Genomic DNA, 20,774 nt, shown 5'->3' on the forward strand with positions numbered 1-20,774 from the left:
GAAACACATTGACAGATTTAAACAATCATTTATTTGCACAATTAGAAAGATTAAGCGATGAAGATTTAAAAGGCGAAGAATTAAAAGAGGAGTTACAAAGATCTAGTGCAGTTTCTAAAGTAGCTCAAAATATCATTAATAACGGCAGTTTAGTGCTGCAAGCACAAAAGTTTAAAGATGAAAAATTAGACGCAGAATCAGAAATGCCTAAGTTGTTAGGAGAGTAATAGCCATGAGACATGTATGGACTGATGAGCATGAAAAATATATTCGAAATAACATCAAAGGTAAAACTAAGAAAGAAATGACGGAAATGTTTAATAAGGAGTTTGGCACTGATGTTACTACAGATAAAATGAAAGGTTTTTGTTCGAGAAAAAGGATAAGAAGTGGGGTTGATTGTAAGTTTAAAAAAGGTGTGCCTTCTTGGAACAAAGGTAAAAGCTTTCCGTCCAGAGGTAGAAGCGCTGAAACTCAATTTAAGAAAGGACAAGTGCCCGATAACACATTTCCTTTAGGAACGATAAAAACCACTACTGACGGTTATAAGTTTATAAAAATCAAAAAACGAGGTTCTAAAAACGAATGCTGGAAACAATACACACATTATTTATGGGAACAAAAGCACGGACCTGTGCCCAAAGGATATTGTTTAATACATTTGAATCAAAACAGGTCAGACTGTAGCGAAGAAAATATAGCATTGGTAAGTCGTAAAGAATTAGTACGTATTAACAAACTTAATTTAACTTCAACTGATCGTAACTTAACTAAAGCAGGAATCAACTTTGTTAAATTATTAAACAAACAAAAAGAAGTTAAGGACAAAATAAATGCTACTAAGTGATACGGTATCTCAACGATACAGATACAACACACAAGGCAAGACACCTACAGAGATACAACAGGAGTTACGACAGCTAGGTGTTAAAGGCTTTGTGGTTAAGATAGCAGGAAACAGAGTGACGATGAAAGTTAGTGAAAACGATATTAAAAAGAACAGGGAGTGTATAAGGAATGGCAACAGATAAACAAGTTGAATACGTTTGTAGTTTGCAAGGACAAACGTCACTTACCGATTATAGTCGTAAAGAAATAAAAGCTATGACGCATAAAGAAGTAAGCAATTTAATAAGTGAATTACAAGATGACATATTATATAACGAGTTAATGAGTTACGGATTACCTAATCAATAAATAAGGAGTGCATTATGAATGGTTAAAATTAAAGTGACAAAGGAATTTGATTTTGCAGAGTTAATAAATCATATCAAAAACACAAGTTATCAACCTAAAGAATATTTAGCGAAAGACGGATCAACAAAGGTTATCGTTGGTAGTTTAGGAAGTATTACGTTTGATAATAAAAATTTTATATACCCTGAAACTAATTTTCGTATAGAAGTCGAAAAAGAAGTTACAGAAAAAACTGAAATTGATAATTTAGTAGAAATAGTTATTATTGATAAAAATATACCACACACTTCAGTTTTCTATAACACTAGCATAAACGAAAGATTGTCTATTACCAGATATAGACCGCAAGTTTTCTATATGTTGAATGATGATTCAACTATAACTCGAATATGGGAAAACGGAAAATTAGTAGATTAAGGAGTGTTTACGATAGACATCAACAACTTATACACATACAAAGCAACATGCACCAATGTTGTTGACGGGGATACTTTGGATATCTTACTGGACTGTGGCTTTGATACCTATGCTAAACGTCGCGTACGTTTGCTAGGTGTCGATACGCCAGAGAGAGGACAAGAGAATTATAAAGAGGCAACAGTATTAACTAGATCATGTGTAGAAAACAAAGATATATACGTTCAGACATACAAGAGCGATGTATTTGGTAGATACCTAGCTAATGTATGGTACGAGGACGGGAAATATTGCTTAAACGATGAGTTAAGAAAAGCAGGGCTTTTGAAAGAGAATTCTAAATGGAATGAGGGATAGGAATGGCAGAAATAACTAAAGAACAATTATTAGAATTTATCAGGAATAAAGACTTAGATTTAGACGAAAGCTATCCGCGTAGTGATTGGTGGAAGTTCAGAGATGAACGTGACTCATACAAGAAACAACGTGATGAACTCATCAATGATATGGCAGAAATTAAAAAGAAGGCAGAGGCGTTTGATGAGATAGATGATTTAATCGTTAACGGGACATTAAAAGATAGAGAACCGGATGCAATATTTCAAAACATCTGTCATGTGATTATAAATTTTAAGGAGCGTGCAGATAATGAAAGATAAAGATTATAAAAGTTTATGGATAAAGTTGAAAGAGAAGAAATTAAAAGAATATGTGGAAGTACATCGCTCAGTAAATCAAATAATAACACCAAACAATCAATATCAGTTGTTTCAAATAGCTAACGCAATGGTAAGTGAAAACGAATTAAATCGAGATTTAAAATACATGGACCAACTAGACGGAACGCATGAGTTCCAAAATTTATTAAGTGATTTGGAGGCTTGCAATGGACAATAGAGAGTTTATCCAACGCTGCATAGTATCATCTACAGCTTTTACAGGACACGATGGGTGTTTACTAATCAAAGAGCTTAACGAAGTATATCGCAAGGCGGAGTTGTACGACAAAATAGTGGAAAGTAATTCAAAGAGTTTAGTAGAAAATGGAGGAACAATAAATGACTAATCAATTAACAGTAGATCAATTAATTAAACAGGTAGAACAATGGAGTAAGGATAAAGATTTGCACAATGGCAATCCGGATAGACAAGCGTTGAAGTTTTATGAAGAGGCAGGAGAAGTCGGCGCAGCATTATCACGTAGTAATTTAGAGGCATTAAAAGACGGTATAGGCGATACAGTCGTTACATTAATCATATTAGCACAACAACATGATATGACGTTACAGGAGTGTTTACAATTTGCTTATGACGAAATCAAAGGAAGAAAAGGAAAGACAATCAATGGAACGTTCATCAAAGAGTCAGACCTTAAAGAATAAAGACATAGTAGCAGAGATTAAAAGAATACTAGGTAAGGAGTGAGTGGGAGTGTTAGGACTTATTAAAGGACTTTCAGATACATTTAGCATGAGTGAATGGAACGTAGTATGGGTTGATGATAATGGCAAGTCACACGGCAAAAGATTTTATTGGAAAACAGAGGCTAGAGAGTTCTATGATACTTTGCCATATTATCAAAAACGATTAGAAAGAGTGAGTTGATGATACCGTGAAACAATTCCTAATTAGAGAGTTTAAAGACGATACAGGTAATGTGTATGTAGATGTAGAACAACCTAGAGAGAATGAATGTATGACGTTGGTAGAGGCAGAGGATAAGGAAGCAGAGAAAGAGAAAGCAAAGCGTATATTAAGTCAGCACGATAGATTACAACTTAGAAAACTATATCGTTTGCAAGAAAGATTGGGATAAGGAGTGAACGGAATGAAAAGTAGTGAAGAAGTAATTGGAAAATTAAAAAGTGTAATTAGCGATATTGAAGAATCAAAGCAGGAAGATTCAATAACACTTACTTATAAATCAGCGTTGGAACACGTTATAGAATATATCGAACATGGAGATGATTTAGATGATTAAACGCATATTAAAGATATGGTTCACTATCGCAATGTACGAGTTAGGTAAATGGATTGGTAGAGAGTTGTACTATAAGTTAACTGCAAATGATGAGGTGGAAGTGCCTAAGGACTTTGACGAGAATGACCACGCTCATTTAAATGGCATATACGGAGGTTATTAAATATTGGGTGAAATTATATATATGATTACAATTATAACATTGTCTATAGTCTTTGTTTTAATGGAGATATTTATAATATATCTTTTTGTTGAAGGAATTAAATACAAGGAATATGTAACGATTGGGTTTTCCGTTACCATGTTTTTACTTTCTATCTTGCTATTTTTACACTTTTTATATTTTGGGATTTTAGGAGGTTATTAATGTGATTTGGATAAGTTTTTCATCGGTAATAATTGTGTTAGTACTGTGTATTTTTGCTATATATAAGTGGATTAAAGCAGAGAAAAGAGTTAATGAGTTACAGGAAGATAAACATGGATTGCAATTAGATAAGTTACATTTAGAAAGAGAGGTATCTTGGTTGAAAAATAAGGATAATAAAAACAACATAGGCAAATACGTGGTTGAGTTAAAAAAAGGAGTATATTTAGTGAAAAAATATATAGGTAGTTATGGAAACACATGCATAATCACTGACAATGTATTTGAAGCTTTATCTTACGACGATTTATATTCAGCTAAAGAAGATGCATGTAGTTTTAACGGACGTGTACTAGAACACAAACCTAATTTAGAGGTGGTCAAACAATGTGGGGCGTAATAGCAATCATTATATTAGTTTTACTACTATTTGGCTCTATACTTGAACAGAATGATCTAAAACATCAGTTGGAAGTAAAAGAGTATGAGATTAAAACACTTAAAGATAAGTTAGAGAATGGAGGGTAAGTGATGTTTTATAAATCTAAGTGGATGAGATTAAAGACTTTAGTTTTTAATTTAATTTTGATGATGCAAAACGATAAAGACCGTAGTACCCATGTTAAAATCGGTGAAATTGTAGCTTTAGAAAGTATATTAAGTAAAATGGATGAATATGACGGCGGTAATGATTTTCAAAATTTAAAGTACGAAGAATACAAAAAGCGAATTAATAAAAAAGGAAACTAAAGGAATGGAGGGTAAGTATGATAACGATTGAACGACATGATATAAAGAAGTTAGAAGATTATATCAAGAACATAGAACGCTACAGACGAGAGTTAAAAGTAAGAGAGTATGAACTACTAGAAAACCACGAACCCGAGAATGTAGGCGCAGGTAAGAGTAATATACCAGGCAATCCTATTGAGAGAGAATCAATTAAGAAGTTAAGCGACAATCGTTATAACAACTTACGCAACATTGTAAAAGGTGTAGATAAACTCATTTATGAATCAGACGAAGATACACAAGACTTAATGCGCTTGAGGTATTGGGAATGTCCGATTGGTTGCAGTGAGTGGGAGGATATAGCTGACTACTTCGGTACAAGTAAGACGAGCATATTAAGACGACGTGACGCGATGATAAATAGATTGGCAGAATTCATAGGTTATGTGTAGGGTGGACTTTTGAAGTGTGTAAGTCCGTTTATAATCGGTGTATTATGATATTGTAAGAATTACCTCACAAGACATAGTGTTTATCCTTTCGCACTATGGTGGGGTATTCAATATTGAAGTGATTGGATAAGTGTTTATCGTCCTTGATTAGACGTTGCGCATCCGATTACTTAACTATCCGTCAGAGTGGCGGGTAGTTTTATTGAATCTTACAACACGGCTTCCGATACGATGATATGAATACTTGACATGTAATTTTTCTCCTCCCTTAATTAGTTATCCGTGAGAACACACGGGTAACTTATTTTTTATGTATTGATGTGACATAGAGATGTGACATGAGTACATAAACTCAAATAAATAACAAAACATAATCATTAGGCACTGTTTATGCGGTGTCTTTTTTTATACGTCAAACAAAGGTGCTTAACCGTGAGAGTAGGTGGTAATATACGATGAACGAACTGAACAAACGACAAAAGACATTCGCTGAAGCCTACGCTATACCTGGAACGGAATATTATGGTAACGCCACTAAATCAGCTATTAGAGCAGGATATAGTGAAAAAACAGCATATTCACAAGGGCAAAGAATGTTGAAGAATGATGAAATACAAAGTTACATCAAGGGGGTAGAAGATAAACTCTTTGATGAACAAATAATGAGCGGTAAAGAGGTGCTGTATCGTTTAACCAGAACAGCTAGAGCAGAAACGGTTGAAATTGAGCCAGTTGTAACGAAAAAGGGTATATATAAAATTAATCCTTCAACAGAAAAACATAATCTAGTTTACGATGAAAGTGTAGAGTTGGTTAAAAAACCACCTAAGATAAGTGATCAAAATAAAGCGTTGGAATTGCTAGGTAAACATCATAAGTTGTTTACAGATGTACAAGATGTAAATGCTACGATAACGCCGGACTTCATAGATTCCATTAAGTAGGTGTATAGATGAGTAAATTAGTATTAGATTTAGCTGATTTAATCCCTAAACACTTTCATGGACTGTGGAAAGCTACTAAAGACAAAGAGAAACTCAACATAGTAGCTAAAGGTGGACGTGGTAGTGGTAAGTCTTCTGATATATCTATTATCATTACACAGTTAATCATGCGCTATCCTATGAATGCAGTTGTAGTACGTAAGACGGATAATACATTAGCTACATCAGTATTTGAACAAATCAAGTGGGCGATAGAAGAACAAAAGGTGTCACACCTGTTTAAAGTTAAAGTGTCGCCAATGGAAATCACATATGTACCTAGAGGGAATCGAATTATCTTTAGAGGGGCACAGAACCCTGAACGATTAAAGTCGTTAAAAGATAGTCGATTCCCTTTTTCTATCATGTGGATAGAGGAGTTAGCAGAATTTAAGACAGAAGATGAAGTTACTACAATTACTAACTCTATGTTACGTGGTGAATTAGATGACGGATTATTTTACAAGTTTTTCTTTAGTTATAACCCGCCTAAGAGAAAACAATCGTGGGTTAATAAAAAATATGAAACCTCATTCCAACCGGATAACACATTCGTACATCATTCAACGTATTTAGATAACCCTTTTATATCTAAACAATTCATACAAGAGGCAGAGAGTGCGAAAGAACGCAACGAACAACGTTATCGTTGGGAATATATGGGCGAAGCGATTGGTAGTGGTGTTGTACCGTTTAATAACTTACAAATAGAAACGATACCCCAAGAAATGATTGACGGTTTTGACAACATAAGGAATGGCCTTGACTTTGGATATGCTGACGATCCGTTAGCGTTTGTCCGTTGGCATTATGATAAAAAGAAACGGGTTATTTACGCTATCGATGAATATTACGGTGTTCAGATTAGTAATAGGCAATATGCAAACGAAATGTGGAAAAGAAAATATCAGTCAGACGACATTTACGCTGACCATGCCGAACCTAAATCAATAGCTGAATTAAAGCGAGAACATGGCATGAAAAAAGTAAGACCGGTTAAAAAAGGGCCTGATAGCAGAGAATATGGTGAACAATGGTTATCTGATTTAGAAGCTATCATAATAGATCCAAAACGTACACCGAATATCGCAAGGGAATTTGAAAACATAGATTATCAAACTGATAAAGATGGAGATATTATTCCTAAATTAGAAGATAAAAACGACCATACAATTGACGCCACTAGATACGCCCTAGAGCGTGACATGAGGCAGAATAAACTTAGCATACTTACGTAAACGAGGTGATTAGCATTAACTGGCCATGGGACAAACCATATCACGAACAAGTGGTAGAACAAATCAAACCGAAGTACGAAACGCAAGAAGAAATGATATTGCGCTTAGTTAGAGAGCATAAAGAGAATATAGACAATATTACAATGGGCGAAAGATATTATAATCATCATCCGGATATACTAGACGCTCCTCCCAAAAGAGATGTGAACGGCGACTATGACGAAACTAAACCAGACTGGCGCATGTACACAAACTATCATCAAAACTTAGTAGACCAGAAAGTAGCTTATGCAGTAGCTAATCCAGTGACATTTGGTGTAGATAACGACAAAGCATTAAAGCAAATACAACATACACTTAATCACAAGTGGGATGACAAGTTAGTAGATATATTAACTGCTGCAAGTAATAAAGGTATCGAATGGGTTCAACCTTATGTAGATGAAGAGGGAGAGTTTAAAACGTTTCGTGTGCCTGCAGAACAAGCTATCCCTATTTGGACTAATAAAGAAAGAGATGAACTACAAGCATTTATCCGTGTGTATGAATTAGACGGAGCAGAACGTGTTGAATATTGGACTGAAGATGATGTAACGTTCTATGAGTTGAAAGAAGGACAACTTATCCCTGATTTCTATCGTAGTGATGATCATATACAACCTCATTATTATCAAGGTAATAAATTGATGAGTTGGGGGCGTGTTCCTTTTATTCCGTTCAAGAACAACCCACAAGAAGTATCTGACTTATTCATGTATAAGACAATCATAGACGCGTTAGATAAGCGATTATCTGATACACAAAACACTTTTGATGAATCAGTAGAGTTAATCTATATCTTAAAAGGTTATGAAGGTGAAGATATGAAAGACTTCATGCATAACCTTAAATACTACAAAGCAATTAGTGTTGCAGGGGAAAGTGGTTCCGGTGTAGATACTATCAAAGTAGAAGTGCCTATCGACTCTGTTAAGGAATACACGAAAATGTTACGTGATTACATTATAGAGTTTGGGCAAGGTGTAGACTTCCAACAAGATAAGTTTGGTAATAGCCCTAGTGGTATTGCGCTTAAGTTTATGTACAGTAACTTAGACTTAAAAGCTAATAAATTGAAGAATAAAACACTTACTGCATTACAAGAGTTATTGCAGTACATTATCGACTTCTACAGATTAGATGTGAAAGTGCAAGACATCGAGATTACATTCAACTTCAATGTAATGGTTAATGAGTTAGAAAACTCTCAAATCGCTATGAATTCTACAGGGTTATTATCTAAAGAAACTATTCTTTCTAATCATGCTTGGGTTGAAGATCCTGTAGCTGAAATGGAGAGAATAGAACAAGAAAATATAGAACTCAATCAACAACTCCCTGACATTGAGGAGGGATTGAATGGCGAGCAACAAAGACAATCCGAAAATAACCAACCAGAATGACATCGACAATTACATCGATAAACTGATTAATCAAGCTGACAAAGAAATAGAAACTCTATTTGCTAAACGTTTGAAAGAAATTAAACAGATTATTGCGAATATGTATGAAAAATACGATAGAGATGAACCACAAGTGACGTGGACTGAATTCAATAAATACAACAGGCTCAACAAAGAACTTAATCGTATAGGTCAAATGTTGTCGCAAGACTACAGAGAGGTCGCTAAGGCTATCAAACAGTCGCAACAGAACGTCTATATCGAAAAGTACATGATGAGCCTATTTTTGTATGAAGTAGCAAGTCAAACGTCAATGAACTTTGATATACCTACTTCGCAGACAATACAGACGGCAATTGAACAACCTATTGAGTTTATCAAGTTAGTACCTACACTACAGAAACATCGTGATGATACATTGAAGCGTATTCGTATGCATATCACACAAGGCATTATGAGTGGAGAGGGCTATTCTAAGATAGCTAAAGCGTTAAGAGATGACTTAGGAATGGCAAAGGCTCAATCAGTAAGAGTAGCACGTACAGAAACAGGGCGTGCATTATCACAAGCTGGATTAGATAGCGCAATGGTAGCTAAAGATAACGGACTCGATATGAAGAAATGTTGGTATGCTACTAAAGACACACGCACACGTGATACACATAGACACTTAGACGGCACTTCAGTCGATATTGAAGATAACTTTCATTCTAGTGGTTGTGTAGGTCCTGCACCTAAGTTATTTGTAGGTGTAGCTAGTGCAAAAGAGAACATCAATTGTCGTTGTAAGCTTCTTTATTACATAGACGAAGATGAATTACCTACAACGATGAGAACTAAAGAAGATGGCGTAATACCTTTCACTAACTATAGAGAGTGGGAGAAGAATAAACGGAAAGGTAGTGTCTGATTATGAGCGAAGATAATTTAATTAAGTTATATTTCTTAAAAGATTACATTCTTGTTATTCACTCAGACGGTAGTGAAGAAAGAAGAAAGTATAAAGAAGGTGTTTAGATGGAGTTTAACGTAAAGGTTAATATTGACGCTGATGAAGCAATTGAGAAATTAGAGCGTATCAAACAACTATATGAAGAAATTAACCGATTAAAGAACGATAGATCAGTTGTAAAGGTAGGAATAAGCAACGAAGCTAACACAGAACAAATTAAAAATCACATTAATAAAAGTAATGCTGAAAATGCAAATTTTAACTTATTCTAGCTAACACTAAAATGTGTCGGCTATTTTTTATGCCCAAAAATGCTCAAGGCGTTAAAAGGTGCAAACTCATGGTGGATAAGACCACCGTAATAAAAAATGTGAGGAGTAGTAATAATGAAAAGAGAATTTTTACGTGGTTTAGGTGTCGAAGAAGATGCTATTCAAAAGATTATCGACGAACATCATGAAGGTTTGCAATCATATAAAGAGAAGGCAGAGAAAGTTGATTCACTAAAAGAACAATTAGACACTGCTAACGAAGAAATTAAAAATCGTGATAATCAAATTGAAGAACTCAAAAATAATGTTGGTGATAACGATGAACTTAAACAAGAGTTAGAAAAATATAAAGAGCAAAACGCCAACTACGATCAAAAACTCAAAGACGTTCAGTTAAATAAAGCTATCGAAGTATCTTTAGCTAAAGAAAAAGCAATTAAACCTGAACAAGTAATCAAACTAATCGATAAAGGTAATTTAGAAGTAGACGACAACGGAAATGTTAAAGGGTTAGATGATTACATGAGTGAGTTCAAAAAAGAGAATGAGCATTTGTTTGAACAATCTAAACCAAGTGGACGTACGCCGAATGACGGAAAAAGTGTTGTTGGCGGAATAACACAAGAGCAGTTCAACAATATGAGCGTAGATGAAAGAACTGATCTATTTATGAATGATAGAAAAACATACGACGCTCTAATAAACAATTAGAAAAGAGGTTATAACATATGGCACAAGGAACAACAACTAAAAGTACACAAATCGTTCCAGAAGTATTAGCACCTATGATGCAAGCAGAATTAGATAAGAAGTTGAGATTTGCGCAATTCGCAGACATCGACAGCACACTAGTAGGACAACCTGGCGACACTTTAACTTTCCCTGCATTTGTTTACAGTGGTGACGCTACAGTAGTACCTGAAGGGCAAAAAATTCCTGTAGACAAAATCGAAACTAACAGACGTGAAGCTAAAATTCATAAAATCGGTAAAGGTACTGATATCACTGATGAAGCTTTATTATCTGGTTATGGTGATCCACAAGGAGAAGCAGTACGTCAACATGGTTTAGCTATTGCTAACAAAGTAGATAACGACGTATTAGAAGCTTTACGAGGCACAAAATTAACAGTGAGTGCAGACATTGGTACATTAGCAGGTTTAGAAGCTGCTATTGATACATTTGACGATGAAGATTTAGAACCAATGGTATTATTCATTAACCCTAAAGACGCTGGCAAGTTACGTTCTAGTGCTTCTGCAAACTTCACTCGTGCGACTGAACTAGGCGATAACATTATCGTTAAAGGTGCATTTGGTGAAGCTTTAGGTGCAGTTATTGTACGTTCTAAGAAATTAGATGAGGGCGAAGCTATTTTAGCTAAACGTGGTGCAGTTAAACTTATCACTAAACGTGATTTCTTCTTAGAAACTGACCGTGATCCTTCAACTAAGACAACTGCTTTATACAGTGATAAACACTATGTAGCATACTTATATGACGAATCTAAAGCAGTTAAGGTAACTAAAGGTGCTGGAACTACAGACTCAGGTGCATAAAAGGAGGTAGTGACGTATGTATAAAGTAATCGAGTATTTCACAGACTTACAAGATAACAAATACGAATATAACGTTGGAGATCCGTTCCCTCGTAAAGGTTTAAATGTAAGTGATGAGCGATTAACTGAACTATCCACAAAAGAAAACCGCCAGAACAAGCCCCTTATTGAACGTGTAGAGAGCGATAAAGACTTAAAAGGTATGAAAGTATCTGAGTTAAGAGAACTCGCTAAAGAACGTGAAATAGAGGGTTTTTCTAGTATGAAAAAAGATGAACTCGTTGAAGCATTAGGAAGTGTTAAGTAATGAACGCACAAGACGTTAAATTATTAAATAATCTTTCACTTGATGATACTTCTAACGATGAAACAATAGAGTTACTTATTGAAAAATATCTAAATGTAGCAGAAGAATATTGTAATCAAACATTCGATAGACAGTCATTACCTAGTAACGTAGAGAAATTTATTGCTAATTGTATTAAACAAGGTACGACTAGCAATATTTCTTCACGTACTATGGGAACTGTAAGCTACACATTCGTTACTGATCTACCTAAAGAAACGTACGGTTACCTAAAACCATTTAGACGCTTACGTTGGACTGGTTATCATGTTTAATCCATTAAATGAGTTTCCTCACACAATCGAATTAGGTTCAAGAGAGGTTGTAGGAGAGTATCCACGTGAACAAGAGCGCTTTAAGAGCGAAAAAACAATACAAGGCTTTATGGATACGCCTACTTCATCTGAACAACTCAAGTTTCATCAAATGAACCAATCATACGACAGAAACCTATATACGCCGTACAGCCTGCCAATAACTAACAAAAACTTATTCAAATACAACGGTAAAACTTACGAAGTAGTAGGAGAACCTGTCGACCAAGGTGGACAACAAGAAATCAATCTTACTCGGTTGAAAGAGTGTCCTATTGGCTAAGGTTAAATATGGCAATTGGGAATTAGTTAAGGAACTTGAGGAGTTCGAGAAAGAAACAATTAAATGGGCTAAAAAAGGTATAGCAAAGACAACGACAATTATTCACAACTCAATAGTGAGTAACATGCCTGTTGATACCGGCTATCTTAGAGAAAGTGTTTCTATGGACTTTAAGAAAGGTGGATTAACAGGCGTTATTAATATTGGTAGTGAGTACGCAGTTTACGTCAACTACGGTACAGGGATATACGCAGTCGGTCCAGGTGGTAGTCGTGCAAAGAATATCCCGTGGCGTTACAAAGACGCAGACGGACATTGGCACACAACTAAAGGGCAACATGCACAGCCTTTTTGGGAACCTGCAATCGATGAAGGTAGAGCGTTTTTCAATAAGTATTTTTCATAAGGTGGTTAAGATATGTGGGTATCAGTAGAACGGTATCTGTTCAACAAGATATATAACAAATTAAAGAGCAACCCTATCGTCAGTAAACAACTAGGCGGTAGGGTTTTTGATTGCGTTCAAAAAGACGCTGTTTACCCATATATCGTTGTGGGTGAAACAAACGTCACTAATAAAGAAACGACAACGAGTATGTTTGAAGATGTAGGCGTAACCTTACACGTGTATAGTCAAGCGAGAAATCGTGATGAAGCAGCGCAAATTATTCAGTTTTTAGGCCATGTACTTAATACTGAATTTGAAATCGAACATTACTCATTCATTAAAAGTCGGATTGACACACAAGAAGTGATAACTGACATTGATCAGTACACGAAGCACGGTATCATTCGGCTTATTTTTAAATACAGACACAATACTTTACAAAGGAGTGTAACGAATGGCGCAGAATAAATATATTGCAGCGTTACAAATCGCTGACAAAGATTTAGCGAGCAAGCTAAAAGAAGAAGATGCTATTCTGTTAGCTAGTTTAGCTGAAGGTGGACACACAATCAGTAATGATTTAGCTGAAATGATTACAGGTGGCAAAAAAGACTATGGTCGTAACTCTGTAGAAGAAGAAATCAAGTTAACTGTTGACCGTGTTCCTGGCGACAAAGGTCAAGAAGCTTTAAAAGAGTCAGTTAAAAACTTCAAGCAGTTACGTTTATGGATTTGGGAAGTTAAGAAACGTGACGGTAAACATCACGGTACTTTCGCTTATGTAATTGTAGAAGAGCACGAATGGTCATTTGATGATGAGGATGACAAAATCGAAATCACTGCAAAAGTTAAATTTAACAGTGCAGACGGTTCTGTTGATTCATTACCACCAGAATGGCTCAATCCTAGTGCTGCCGCTCCTACAGTTGAATGGGAAGATATGGGAGCTTATACAGACTCATACGAAAACCGTACACCTAGTGCTGGTGCATAAGTTTTACGAGGGCATTAAGCCCTCTATTTTTTTGTACAAAATAACAGAAAGAGGTTAAAAAAATGACTGAAAATACATTCAATCCTATTACTGAATTAGAAATCAACGGAGAAGAAGTCGAAGCTAAAGCGACTTTCTTATTCGATAAAGCGGCTAAGAAATTTGCTAAAGATGAGCAAGACGAAAATGGTAAAACAACTAAAGTGTCTGGTTTCAATGCTATCTATAACGGCATTTTAGAACGTGATCCAATCGCAATTGCAGACTTTTGGGAATGTGCAACGGCTTATTTAGGTAAAAATGCACCTAAACGTGAAGATATCGAACAAACACTAATGGAAATTATTGATGAAAAACAAGACTCTATCGAATTATTACAAGGTGCATTGCAAGTTTTAAATCATAGTGGTTTTTTCAAGCAGAAATCACGTCTATTCTGGACACAAATGAACTCGGCTCCATCTATGGTCAAAGAAGAAGAGAAAGAGTCTACGAAGAACGGTATCGAGTTCATGAAGAACAATTACAAAGAAATCATGGGCGAGCTACCTTACTAGATTATTCAGAAATACGGCAGATAACCAGTCAATACATAGGCTATCTTCCTTATGATGAATTAATGAGTTTGACGCCTAATGAATGGAAAGACTGGGTTGTAGGTCGTAGATTGGCGTTACTTGATGAACAAGAAACTTTATTATTTGGTGCTCAAGCTAACGGTCTTGTGCAAGCTGGTAAATCACTTAAACGATTACAGAAGCAGTTAGAGCGTGCAAGATACGAAGTACGTGGACAGTCAGAAGAATACGAACGTATGAAAGAACGTAAGTTAGCACATAACAAACGCATTAGAAATGTTCAGAAACAAGGTACACGACGCTTTATGAATTCATTACGCAATACTAGTCAAAAAGGAGGTTAGCCATGAATAAAAACTTTATGGCTCGTATATCGGCGATCATTACAGATTTCCAACGGAATATCAGAAAAGCTCAACGTATGGCAAAAACTGAAATACCCGATGAAATCGAAACACAAGTCGACGCCAACATAAGTAAATTTAAACGAGCCTTAAATACTGCTAAAGCAATGGCTCAACGTTGGCGAGAACATACCGTTGATATAGACGGAAACGCCAACCCTGTTAAACGAGCAATTGCAGTAGTTAGAGAAAAGTTACAACAGTTAAGAGATAAGGAAGTAGACATCAAAGGGAATAACAATCCCTTAAAACGTTCTGTACTAGGTGCTAAAGCTATGCTTGCAACCTTACATGATAAAACGGTAAAAGTTAACTTTGATACAAGGGGAATGACAAGAGCTCAAGTATTAACTAGAGCATTAAGTGATTCATTAGACGAATATGGCGACAAAATGGATAGATTAGCTACTCGTATTCGTACATTTGGTACTGTGTTTGGACAACAAATCAAAGGTGTGCTAATCGCTAGTTTTCAAGGTCTTATTCCTATTATAGCTGGTTTAGTACCCGCCATCATGGCAGTAGCTAACGCATTAGGTGTAGTTGCTGGTGGTGCATTAGGAGTAGCCGGTGCATTTGGTATTGCTGCAAGTGGTGCATTTGCATTTGGTGCTATGGCAGTAAGTGCAATTAAAATGTTGAATGACGGAACATTACAAGCTACTGCGCAAACAAGAAGATACCAAGCGTCTTTAGAACAAGTTAAATCAACATGGGAAGGTATTATCAAACAAAATCAAGCTCAAATATTCAATACGTTATCTAACGCTTTAGATACTGTTAACGTAGCTTTAGGACGTATGAAACCGTTCTTAGCAGGTATCTCTAAAGGAATGGAACAAGCATCACAGAGTGTCTTAAAATGGGCTCAAAACAGTCAAACTGCTAGCAAGTTCTTTAATATGATGAATACAACAGGCGTTAAGACGTTTAACACATTATTAAGTGCTGCAGGACGCTTTGGTGACGGACTTATCAATGTGTTTACACAGTTAGGTCCATTGTTCTTATGGACTGCTAAAGGCTTAGATAATTTAGGTAAGAAGTTCCAAAACTGGGCTAATAGTGTAGCAGGTCAGAACGCTATTAAGTCGTTTATTGAATATACACAGACTAATTTACCTAAAATAGGTCAAATATTCGGTAATGTATTCATGGGTATTGGCAACTTGATGAAAGCATTTGCTCAAAACAGTTCCAATATCTTTGATTGGCTAGTTAAAATGACTGCTAAGTTTAGAGAATGGTCTGAACAAGTTGGTAAATCTGAAGGGTTTAAAAAGTTTGTTCAGTATGTACAAGAGAATGGCCCAGTCATTATGGATCTAATCGGTAATATCGTAAGAGTTTTGGTTGCATTCGGCACTGCAATGGCACCAATAGCAAGCGTGATATTAAAAGTAGTAACAGCATTAGCTGGTTTCATAGCTAAGTTGTTCGAAACACACCCAGCTATAGCTCGAATGGTTGGTATAGGTATGATACTCGGTGGTATGTTGTGGGCTTTACTAGCACCAATCATCGCAGTAAGTACAATGCTATCTAATGTGTTCGGTGTAGGTTTAATCCAAGCTATCGGTAAAATGTTAGCTTTTGCTAGAAACACTCAAATACTTAGAAGTGCATTAAACTTAGTAAAAATAGCTTTCAGGCTCCTTATGAGCCCTATTAGTACAATTATGCGTATCTTACCTATGTTAAGTGGTGCTTTCCAAACATTGGGTGTAGCTATAGGCGCGATTTCATGGCCTGTATTGGCTATCATAGGCGTTATCGTTGCTTTAATAGGTATTATTGTTTGGTTATGGAAAACGAACGAGAATTTCAGAAAAACTTGTGTTGAAGCTTGGAACACAATTAAAGATACGATAATGAACGCTGTAAAAACAGTGATTAACTGGTTTAATCAGTTCAGAGCGTCTATCGAACAAACGCTACAACCAATTATGCCTATCTTACAAATGTTAGGACAAGTTGCAAACCAAGTTCTCGGCTTCTTATTCATCAGCCTTATCAATGGTTTAGTAACTGCTTTCCAATCTCTTTGGACTGTGATTTCAGTAGTATTCACTGCGATAGGTGGAATACTACAAGCTGCTACGCAATTGATTTTCGGTTTGTTTACTGCATTAATACAGCTCCTTACCGGAGATTTTTCTGGCGCTTGGCAAACATTACAAACTACGATTTCTAATGTAATGAGTACGATTTGGAATACCATATTGTCAATTTGGGGCCAAATTTCTAACTTCATATTCAATGTTTTGAACAGAATACTTGGTACTAATATTACAAGTTGGAACCAAATTTGGTCTGCGATTTCAGGTGCAGTTACTAGAATATGGAATACAGTATCAAGTTGGTTTTCACGTGTAGTTTCAACTGTTGCTCAAAAAATGATGCAAGCATTAAGTCGCATCATTTCTGGTGGTGCTCGTTGGGTTTCAAGTATCATTTCTGCGATGAGTAGATTTGTTCAAGGCGTGGTTAGTGGTTTTGTTAGAGTTGTATCACAAGTGGCTTCTGGTATGGGTAGAGCTGTTTCCAAAGTCAGAAGTTTCTTCGGAAAAATGGTATCTGCAGGATTGCATATTGCTTCAGGTATTGCACGAGGTATTGCGAATGGCGCAAGTAGAGTTATAAATGCTGCTGCAAACATCGCTAAAAAAGCAGTTAGTGCAGCTAAAAACGTACTAGGTATTCACTCACCTTCACGTGTGTTCAGAGGTATAGGCGGATATATTTCTCAAGGTTTAGGTATTGGTATTATGGAACAAAGCAATAGTGCTATTAATGCCAGTCGTCGTTTAGCGAAAGATGTAACTAACGCATTTAGCCCTGATTTAAACACTGATTTAACATCAGACTTAACAGGTGGATTAAATAGCGATGTGAACGCACATATGAGTAAAGACGTACGTCATAGCATGCAAGAGAACAATAAACCTATCGTTAATGTGACTGTTCGTAATGAGTCAGATATACCGGCCATTAAATCTTACATTGAAGATTCCAACTCAAAAGACGCAAGTTTCGGATTATTTTAAAGGAGTGATTGTTAATTGATATTACATGATGTTGAAGTTTACAAAAATAAAGAACGTTTACGTATTAGTAACAATCGCTTTACTGGTACTGCGTTGAGAGTTGTTTCTTATGATGTAAAAGGAGCAGGGTATGAACGTAAGTTTGACGAAATTGATCGTGTTAACGGTAGATTTCACAACGCTACTAAAGAAGAAAAGAAAAGTATATCTATGACTGTTAGGTACGATGTAGAAAAGATAGCTTATGCTTCTCATTTAAAAGCGAACATACAAGCTATGCTAAGAGGTCATTTTTATCTTAGAGAATTAGCAGCATCCGAAAGTGAAATTAAATTTGAGAATATATTCGAACCTAAGGAACAATCTTTTGAACTAGAATATGTTGACGGTAGGCAGATACTTGTTGGCTTAGTTAATGAAGTGTCATTCGATACTACTAAAACGTCAGGTGAATTCACCCTAGATTTCGAAACGATTGAATTACCATACTTTGAGAGTATTGGGTATAGTACAGATTTAGAAAAAGAGAGTGGTAATTTGAATAAATGGGGTATTCCAGACAAAAACCCGTTCAACACATCTCATAAAGAACGTAGATACACATTCTATGACACTAAAGTGGGCGATGTATATTACGGTGGTACAGCTGAAATTAACCAATTCAACCAAGATAGTGTTGTAGAAATGACACTTGGAGAAAATGTCAGTAAAAATGATAGCGACGGTTTTAACTTCTATATGACACATAGTGACATTATGAAAATAAGTGGATTAGAATTGAGAGCCGGTGATGTTATAAAATTTGACGGCATTCATGTATATCGTAATAACTTACGCATTGATGATTACAATAAGACGAAACAACAACCTGTGTTAATGCCTGGTTGGAATACTTTCCATACTACTAAGAAACTTCAAAAAATCACGTTTAAACACAAAAGATATTACTTGTAAGGAGGTTGCTTAATTGCCAATATTATTAAAAACGTTACAGGGCATTGGGCAATCCCTACCTGTAGAAACAAAATTAAACGAGAAATTAAATGAAGATGGCTCCTTAGAAATAGAAATGGTAGAAAACAAAGCTACATTTGACGCTATAGGGGCTATTACTAAAATGTGGACGATTACAGGCGTTGGTGGTGCTGATGACCTAAACGAATACCGTATCGTTATGTTAGACAAAACAACTGTAGGTCAAAAGGAAAAGTTAACAATCAAAGCGCGTCCTGTTGAATTAGACGACCTAAACAATTTAAGGGTGTACGAAGTATATAATGGTAGTTTTACAGGAAAAAGCTACTTTGATTTAGTTTTTAAAGATACCGGTTATAAGTATGAATTACACGCTAAGGTTTCATCTTCCAAATTTGAAAATCTAGGTAACCACGACACTAATTTAGAATTATTCAAAAAAGGTTTGGAAAGATATAACTTAGAATATGAATATAACGCCAAAACAAAGACGTTTCATTTATATGATATTGTTCAAAGAAAAGCTAACTATTACATTAAAGCAGGTGTCAATGCTAATAATGTAAAAGTTCAAGAAGATGCTTCTAAATGTTACACATACATCAGAGGTTATGGTGGCTTTGATGAGCAACAAACTTTCAACGAAGCTAGCTTGCAATATGAGTATACACACCCCTTAGCTGACTTAATAGGCAAACGCCATGCACCACCTGTTGTAGATGGACGCATAACTAAAGGGGATACACTGAAAAAATCTATGGAGTTAGTTATACAAGAAAGTTTAAAAACATCTGTAACACTAGATTTCATTTCTTTGCAAAAACATTTTAAAGAAGCAGTGCCTAGAGTTGGGGATATTGTGAATGTAATTGATGATTTAATAGGTTTAAATGAGTTTGTTAGAATTATCGAAATCACTACACAACGAGATATTAACAACAAGATTATAAAACAAGACGTAGTACTTGGGGAATTCAGATTACAAGATAGATATATGAAAGCAGTAAATACTGCTGCAAATTATGTTAAAGCTATTAAGTCTAACAAATCTGATCCAGCTAAAGACTTAAGGATGATTCAAGCTCAAAACAACGCAAATACTAAGACTGCACAAGATTTGCAGAAGAAAACCGATGAAATAAAAAGAAGATTAGAAAGCGCGCATGCTAAGAGTGTTACAACTGCAAACGGTACTATTGTTCACGACTTTACACCTAAGTCTAAGATTAGGAAAGTTAAAACAATAGGTACTATTGGAGATTCTGTCGCTAAAGGTACTGGTGCTAAAACTAACTTTACTCAAATGTTAGCTAAGAAGATAAAGGCTAAATCAACAAACTTAGCTGTTAGTGGTGCGACAATGAGCACAAACAAAGATAATAGCATTTATGAACAAGCGACCAAAATTAAATCTGATTTAATCATTGTGCAAGGTACAGATGATGATTGGACTAATGATATTAATATAGGCACTGATAAAACGGATACTAAAACGTTTTACGGTGCCTTTTATAGTGCTATCACTAAAATCAAGAGTAATAACCCTAACTCTAAAATAATTGTTATGACACCTACTAAACAATGTTATATAAAAGACGGCAAAACCGTAAGAAAAGACACTACTAAGAACGATTTAGGTCACACTTTAGCTGATTATGTAGATGTTCAAATAGACGCTTGTAACGAACTGGATATACCTGTTTATGACGCTTATCATTCAACACAATTCAAACCCAATATACCTTCGTACAGAAAATCGAGTATGCCTGACGGGGTACACCCTAATGAAAAAGGGCACGAGGTCATTATGTACGAATTGATTAAAAACTTTTATGGTTTTTATGGCTAAGGAG

General features: G+C 35.6%; 34 protein-coding genes. All 34 read left to right on the forward strand.

Annotated features, from left to right (window positions below; all coding sequences use genetic code 11):
• Nucleotides 1-8 precede the first annotated feature (8 nt).
• The 34 genes from ACFFJP_RS20135 (at nucleotide 9) to ACFFJP_RS20300 (ending at nucleotide 20,770) form a co-directional block, all read left to right on the forward strand.
• Nucleotides 9-227, forward strand: coding sequence for a hypothetical protein (locus ACFFJP_RS20135; protein WP_377248594.1), 219 nt, complete (start codon nucleotides 9-11; stop codon nucleotides 225-227).
• 5 nt (nucleotides 228-232) lie between these two features.
• The gene (locus tag ACFFJP_RS20140) at nucleotides 233-847 is read left to right on the forward strand and encodes an HNH endonuclease signature motif containing protein (RefSeq protein ID WP_021298927.1); all 615 of its coding nucleotides are present in this window, start codon (nucleotides 233-235) and stop codon (nucleotides 845-847) included.
• A 170-nt stretch (nucleotides 848-1,017) separates the two neighbouring features.
• Nucleotides 1,018-1,197 (forward strand): hypothetical protein, encoded by a 180-nt coding sequence (locus ACFFJP_RS20145; RefSeq protein ID WP_002468974.1) that lies wholly within the window; start codon nucleotides 1,018-1,020, stop codon nucleotides 1,195-1,197.
• Between the two features lie 18 nt (nucleotides 1,198-1,215).
• Nucleotides 1,216-1,614: a hypothetical protein gene (locus tag ACFFJP_RS20150; protein WP_002468963.1), complete on the forward strand. Its 399-nt coding sequence runs from the start codon at nucleotides 1,216-1,218 to the stop codon at nucleotides 1,612-1,614.
• A gap of 75 nt (nucleotides 1,615-1,689) precedes the next feature.
• The gene (locus ACFFJP_RS20155) at nucleotides 1,690-1,971 is read left to right on the forward strand and encodes a thermonuclease family protein (protein WP_002468987.1); all 282 of its coding nucleotides are present in this window, start codon (nucleotides 1,690-1,692) and stop codon (nucleotides 1,969-1,971) included.
• Nucleotides 1,972-1,973: 2 nt separating this feature from the next.
• A complete protein-coding gene (locus tag ACFFJP_RS20160; protein ID WP_002468985.1) occupies nucleotides 1,974-2,273 on the forward strand; it encodes a hypothetical protein in 300 nt (99 codons plus the stop codon).
• Entirely contained in the window at nucleotides 2,263-2,511 is a 249-nt protein-coding gene (locus ACFFJP_RS20165; RefSeq protein ID WP_002468975.1) for a hypothetical protein, read from the forward strand. Before ACFFJP_RS20160 ends, ACFFJP_RS20165 begins: the two co-directional genes overlap by 11 nt.
• Nucleotides 2,501-2,680 carry a DUF1024 family protein gene (locus ACFFJP_RS20170; RefSeq protein WP_002504360.1) on the forward strand — a complete coding sequence of 60 codons (180 nt, stop codon included), beginning with the start codon at nucleotides 2,501-2,503 and terminating at the stop codon, nucleotides 2,678-2,680. The genes ACFFJP_RS20165 and ACFFJP_RS20170 overlap by 11 nt, the downstream gene beginning before the upstream one ends.
• Nucleotides 2,673-2,996: a MazG-like family protein gene (locus ACFFJP_RS20175; RefSeq protein WP_049385708.1), complete on the forward strand. Its 324-nt coding sequence runs from the start codon at nucleotides 2,673-2,675 to the stop codon at nucleotides 2,994-2,996. The genes ACFFJP_RS20170 and ACFFJP_RS20175 overlap by 8 nt, the downstream gene beginning before the upstream one ends.
• Nucleotides 2,997-3,045: 49 nt before the next feature.
• The gene (locus ACFFJP_RS20180; protein ID WP_377248598.1) at nucleotides 3,046-3,219 is read left to right on the forward strand and encodes a hypothetical protein; all 174 of its coding nucleotides are present in this window, start codon (nucleotides 3,046-3,048) and stop codon (nucleotides 3,217-3,219) included.
• A gap of 7 nt (nucleotides 3,220-3,226) precedes the next feature.
• Nucleotides 3,227-3,430, forward strand: coding sequence for a DUF1381 domain-containing protein (locus ACFFJP_RS20185; protein WP_377248601.1), 204 nt, complete (start codon nucleotides 3,227-3,229; stop codon nucleotides 3,428-3,430).
• Between the two features lie 12 nt (nucleotides 3,431-3,442).
• The gene (locus tag ACFFJP_RS20190) at nucleotides 3,443-3,595 is read left to right on the forward strand and encodes a hypothetical protein (protein WP_154814141.1); all 153 of its coding nucleotides are present in this window, start codon (nucleotides 3,443-3,445) and stop codon (nucleotides 3,593-3,595) included.
• Entirely contained in the window at nucleotides 3,588-3,758 is a 171-nt protein-coding gene (gene rinB / locus ACFFJP_RS20195) for a transcriptional activator RinB (protein ID WP_002468977.1), read from the forward strand. The genes ACFFJP_RS20190 and rinB overlap by 8 nt, the downstream gene beginning before the upstream one ends.
• A gap of 205 nt (nucleotides 3,759-3,963) precedes the next feature.
• A complete protein-coding gene (locus tag ACFFJP_RS20200) occupies nucleotides 3,964-4,362 on the forward strand; it encodes a hypothetical protein (protein ID WP_002469495.1) in 399 nt (132 codons plus the stop codon).
• Nucleotides 4,363-4,490: 128 nt separating this feature from the next.
• Nucleotides 4,491-4,712 (forward strand): hypothetical protein, encoded by a 222-nt coding sequence (locus ACFFJP_RS20205; protein ID WP_377248605.1) that lies wholly within the window; start codon nucleotides 4,491-4,493, stop codon nucleotides 4,710-4,712.
• 17 nt (nucleotides 4,713-4,729) lie between these two features.
• On the forward strand, nucleotides 4,730-5,146 hold the full coding sequence (locus tag ACFFJP_RS20210) for a DUF722 domain-containing protein (RefSeq protein ID WP_002439197.1): 417 nt from the start codon (nucleotides 4,730-4,732) through the stop codon (nucleotides 5,144-5,146).
• A 455-nt stretch (nucleotides 5,147-5,601) separates the two neighbouring features.
• Nucleotides 5,602-6,090, forward strand: coding sequence for a terminase small subunit (locus ACFFJP_RS20215; protein WP_012097732.1), 489 nt, complete (start codon nucleotides 5,602-5,604; stop codon nucleotides 6,088-6,090).
• Nucleotides 6,091-6,098: 8 nt separating this feature from the next.
• Nucleotides 6,099-7,367, forward strand: a complete 1,269-nt coding sequence (locus ACFFJP_RS20220; protein WP_377248609.1) for a PBSX family phage terminase large subunit — start codon at nucleotides 6,099-6,101, stop codon at nucleotides 7,365-7,367.
• Nucleotides 7,368-7,372: 5 nt separating this feature from the next.
• A complete protein-coding gene (locus ACFFJP_RS20225; protein ID WP_203068433.1) occupies nucleotides 7,373-8,809 on the forward strand; it encodes a phage portal protein in 1,437 nt (478 codons plus the stop codon).
• The gene (locus ACFFJP_RS20230; RefSeq protein WP_377248614.1) at nucleotides 8,766-9,719 is read left to right on the forward strand and encodes a phage head morphogenesis protein; all 954 of its coding nucleotides are present in this window, start codon (nucleotides 8,766-8,768) and stop codon (nucleotides 9,717-9,719) included. The genes ACFFJP_RS20225 and ACFFJP_RS20230 overlap by 44 nt, the downstream gene beginning before the upstream one ends.
• Nucleotides 9,720-9,826: 107 nt before the next feature.
• Complete coding sequence (locus ACFFJP_RS20235; protein ID WP_002470869.1) at nucleotides 9,827-10,033, forward strand: hypothetical protein; 207 nt, start codon at nucleotides 9,827-9,829, stop codon at nucleotides 10,031-10,033.
• A 114-nt stretch (nucleotides 10,034-10,147) separates the two neighbouring features.
• Nucleotides 10,148-10,744, forward strand: a complete 597-nt coding sequence (locus ACFFJP_RS20240; protein ID WP_325973241.1) for a phage scaffolding protein — start codon at nucleotides 10,148-10,150, stop codon at nucleotides 10,742-10,744.
• 17 nt (nucleotides 10,745-10,761) lie between these two features.
• Entirely contained in the window at nucleotides 10,762-11,592 is an 831-nt protein-coding gene (locus ACFFJP_RS20245) for a N4-gp56 family major capsid protein (protein WP_119559190.1), read from the forward strand.
• A 16-nt stretch (nucleotides 11,593-11,608) separates the two neighbouring features.
• Nucleotides 11,609-11,899, forward strand: a complete 291-nt coding sequence (locus ACFFJP_RS20250) for a Rho termination factor N-terminal domain-containing protein (RefSeq protein ID WP_119559191.1) — start codon at nucleotides 11,609-11,611, stop codon at nucleotides 11,897-11,899.
• On the forward strand, nucleotides 11,899-12,213 hold the full coding sequence (locus ACFFJP_RS20255; protein ID WP_119559192.1) for a phage head-tail connector protein: 315 nt from the start codon (nucleotides 11,899-11,901) through the stop codon (nucleotides 12,211-12,213). Before ACFFJP_RS20250 ends, ACFFJP_RS20255 begins: the two co-directional genes overlap by 1 nt.
• A complete protein-coding gene (locus tag ACFFJP_RS20260) occupies nucleotides 12,206-12,535 on the forward strand; it encodes a phage head closure protein (protein WP_002468961.1) in 330 nt (109 codons plus the stop codon). Before ACFFJP_RS20255 ends, ACFFJP_RS20260 begins: the two co-directional genes overlap by 8 nt.
• Entirely contained in the window at nucleotides 12,528-12,941 is a 414-nt protein-coding gene (locus tag ACFFJP_RS20265) for an HK97-gp10 family putative phage morphogenesis protein (RefSeq protein ID WP_237644733.1), read from the forward strand. The genes ACFFJP_RS20260 and ACFFJP_RS20265 overlap by 8 nt, the downstream gene beginning before the upstream one ends.
• Before the next feature lie 12 nt (nucleotides 12,942-12,953).
• A complete protein-coding gene (locus tag ACFFJP_RS20270) occupies nucleotides 12,954-13,391 on the forward strand; it encodes a DUF3168 domain-containing protein (RefSeq protein ID WP_002456897.1) in 438 nt (145 codons plus the stop codon).
• Entirely contained in the window at nucleotides 13,378-13,917 is a 540-nt protein-coding gene (locus ACFFJP_RS20275) for a phage tail protein (RefSeq protein ID WP_002456898.1), read from the forward strand. Before ACFFJP_RS20270 ends, ACFFJP_RS20275 begins: the two co-directional genes overlap by 14 nt.
• 62 nt (nucleotides 13,918-13,979) lie before the next feature.
• Nucleotides 13,980-14,474, forward strand: coding sequence for a tail assembly chaperone (locus ACFFJP_RS20280; protein ID WP_002470856.1), 495 nt, complete (start codon nucleotides 13,980-13,982; stop codon nucleotides 14,472-14,474).
• A 62-nt stretch (nucleotides 14,475-14,536) separates the two neighbouring features.
• Nucleotides 14,537-14,839: a hypothetical protein gene (locus tag ACFFJP_RS20285; protein WP_001830305.1), complete on the forward strand. Its 303-nt coding sequence runs from the start codon at nucleotides 14,537-14,539 to the stop codon at nucleotides 14,837-14,839.
• Nucleotides 14,840-14,841: 2 nt separating this feature from the next.
• Nucleotides 14,842-17,946, forward strand: coding sequence for a phage tail protein (locus tag ACFFJP_RS20290; protein ID WP_377248622.1), 3,105 nt, complete (start codon nucleotides 14,842-14,844; stop codon nucleotides 17,944-17,946).
• A gap of 15 nt (nucleotides 17,947-17,961) precedes the next feature.
• A complete protein-coding gene (locus tag ACFFJP_RS20295) occupies nucleotides 17,962-18,900 on the forward strand; it encodes a phage tail family protein (RefSeq protein WP_015984398.1) in 939 nt (312 codons plus the stop codon).
• Nucleotides 18,901-18,913: 13 nt separating this feature from the next.
• The gene (locus tag ACFFJP_RS20300; protein ID WP_377248626.1) at nucleotides 18,914-20,770 is read left to right on the forward strand and encodes an SGNH/GDSL hydrolase family protein; all 1,857 of its coding nucleotides are present in this window, start codon (nucleotides 18,914-18,916) and stop codon (nucleotides 20,768-20,770) included.
• Nucleotides 20,771-20,774: the final 4 nt, after the last annotated feature.

Origin of the sequence: Rheinheimera tilapiae (genome assembly GCF_042432165.1) — a bacterium.
In the GTDB taxonomy this organism is placed as follows: Bacteria; Pseudomonadota; Gammaproteobacteria; order Enterobacterales; family Alteromonadaceae; genus Pararheinheimera; species Pararheinheimera tilapiae.

Bases quoted from the DNA above. Each gene is read 5' to 3' on its own strand.
- ACFFJP_RS20140 (WP_021298927.1), top strand. From the start codon at position 233: ATGAGACATGTATGGACTGATGAGCATGAAAAATATATTCGAAATAAC.
- ACFFJP_RS20145 (WP_002468974.1), top strand. From the start codon at position 1,018: ATGGCAACAGATAAACAAGTTGAATACGTTTGTAGTTTGCAAGGACAA.
- ACFFJP_RS20150 (WP_002468963.1), top strand. From the start codon at position 1,216: ATGGTTAAAATTAAAGTGACAAAGGAATTTGATTTTGCAGAGTTAATA.
- ACFFJP_RS20160 (WP_002468985.1), top strand. From the start codon at position 1,974: ATGGCAGAAATAACTAAAGAACAATTATTAGAATTTATCAGGAATAAA.
- ACFFJP_RS20165 (WP_002468975.1), top strand. From the start codon at position 2,263: ATGAAAGATAAAGATTATAAAAGTTTATGGATAAAGTTGAAAGAGAAG.
- ACFFJP_RS20170 (WP_002504360.1), top strand. From the start codon at position 2,501: ATGGACAATAGAGAGTTTATCCAACGCTGCATAGTATCATCTACAGCT.
- ACFFJP_RS20175 (WP_049385708.1), top strand. From the start codon at position 2,673: ATGACTAATCAATTAACAGTAGATCAATTAATTAAACAGGTAGAACAA.
- ACFFJP_RS20190 (WP_154814141.1), top strand. From the start codon at position 3,443: ATGAAAAGTAGTGAAGAAGTAATTGGAAAATTAAAAAGTGTAATTAGC.
- rinB (WP_002468977.1), top strand. From the start codon at position 3,588: ATGATTAAACGCATATTAAAGATATGGTTCACTATCGCAATGTACGAG.
- ACFFJP_RS20210 (WP_002439197.1), top strand. From the start codon at position 4,730: ATGATAACGATTGAACGACATGATATAAAGAAGTTAGAAGATTATATC.
- ACFFJP_RS20215 (WP_012097732.1), top strand. From the start codon at position 5,602: ATGAACGAACTGAACAAACGACAAAAGACATTCGCTGAAGCCTACGCT.
- ACFFJP_RS20220 (WP_377248609.1), top strand. From the start codon at position 6,099: ATGAGTAAATTAGTATTAGATTTAGCTGATTTAATCCCTAAACACTTT.
- ACFFJP_RS20230 (WP_377248614.1), top strand. From the start codon at position 8,766: ATGGCGAGCAACAAAGACAATCCGAAAATAACCAACCAGAATGACATC.
- ACFFJP_RS20235 (WP_002470869.1), top strand. From the start codon at position 9,827: ATGGAGTTTAACGTAAAGGTTAATATTGACGCTGATGAAGCAATTGAG.
- ACFFJP_RS20240 (WP_325973241.1), top strand. From the start codon at position 10,148: ATGAAAAGAGAATTTTTACGTGGTTTAGGTGTCGAAGAAGATGCTATT.
- ACFFJP_RS20245 (WP_119559190.1), top strand. From the start codon at position 10,762: ATGGCACAAGGAACAACAACTAAAAGTACACAAATCGTTCCAGAAGTA.
- ACFFJP_RS20250 (WP_119559191.1), top strand. From the start codon at position 11,609: ATGTATAAAGTAATCGAGTATTTCACAGACTTACAAGATAACAAATAC.
- ACFFJP_RS20255 (WP_119559192.1), top strand. From the start codon at position 11,899: ATGAACGCACAAGACGTTAAATTATTAAATAATCTTTCACTTGATGAT.
- ACFFJP_RS20260 (WP_002468961.1), top strand. From the start codon at position 12,206: ATGTTTAATCCATTAAATGAGTTTCCTCACACAATCGAATTAGGTTCA.
- ACFFJP_RS20270 (WP_002456897.1), top strand. From the start codon at position 12,954: ATGTGGGTATCAGTAGAACGGTATCTGTTCAACAAGATATATAACAAA.
- ACFFJP_RS20275 (WP_002456898.1), top strand. From the start codon at position 13,378: ATGGCGCAGAATAAATATATTGCAGCGTTACAAATCGCTGACAAAGAT.
- ACFFJP_RS20280 (WP_002470856.1), top strand. From the start codon at position 13,980: ATGACTGAAAATACATTCAATCCTATTACTGAATTAGAAATCAACGGA.
- ACFFJP_RS20285 (WP_001830305.1), top strand. From the start codon at position 14,537: ATGAGTTTGACGCCTAATGAATGGAAAGACTGGGTTGTAGGTCGTAGA.
- ACFFJP_RS20290 (WP_377248622.1), top strand. From the start codon at position 14,842: ATGAATAAAAACTTTATGGCTCGTATATCGGCGATCATTACAGATTTC.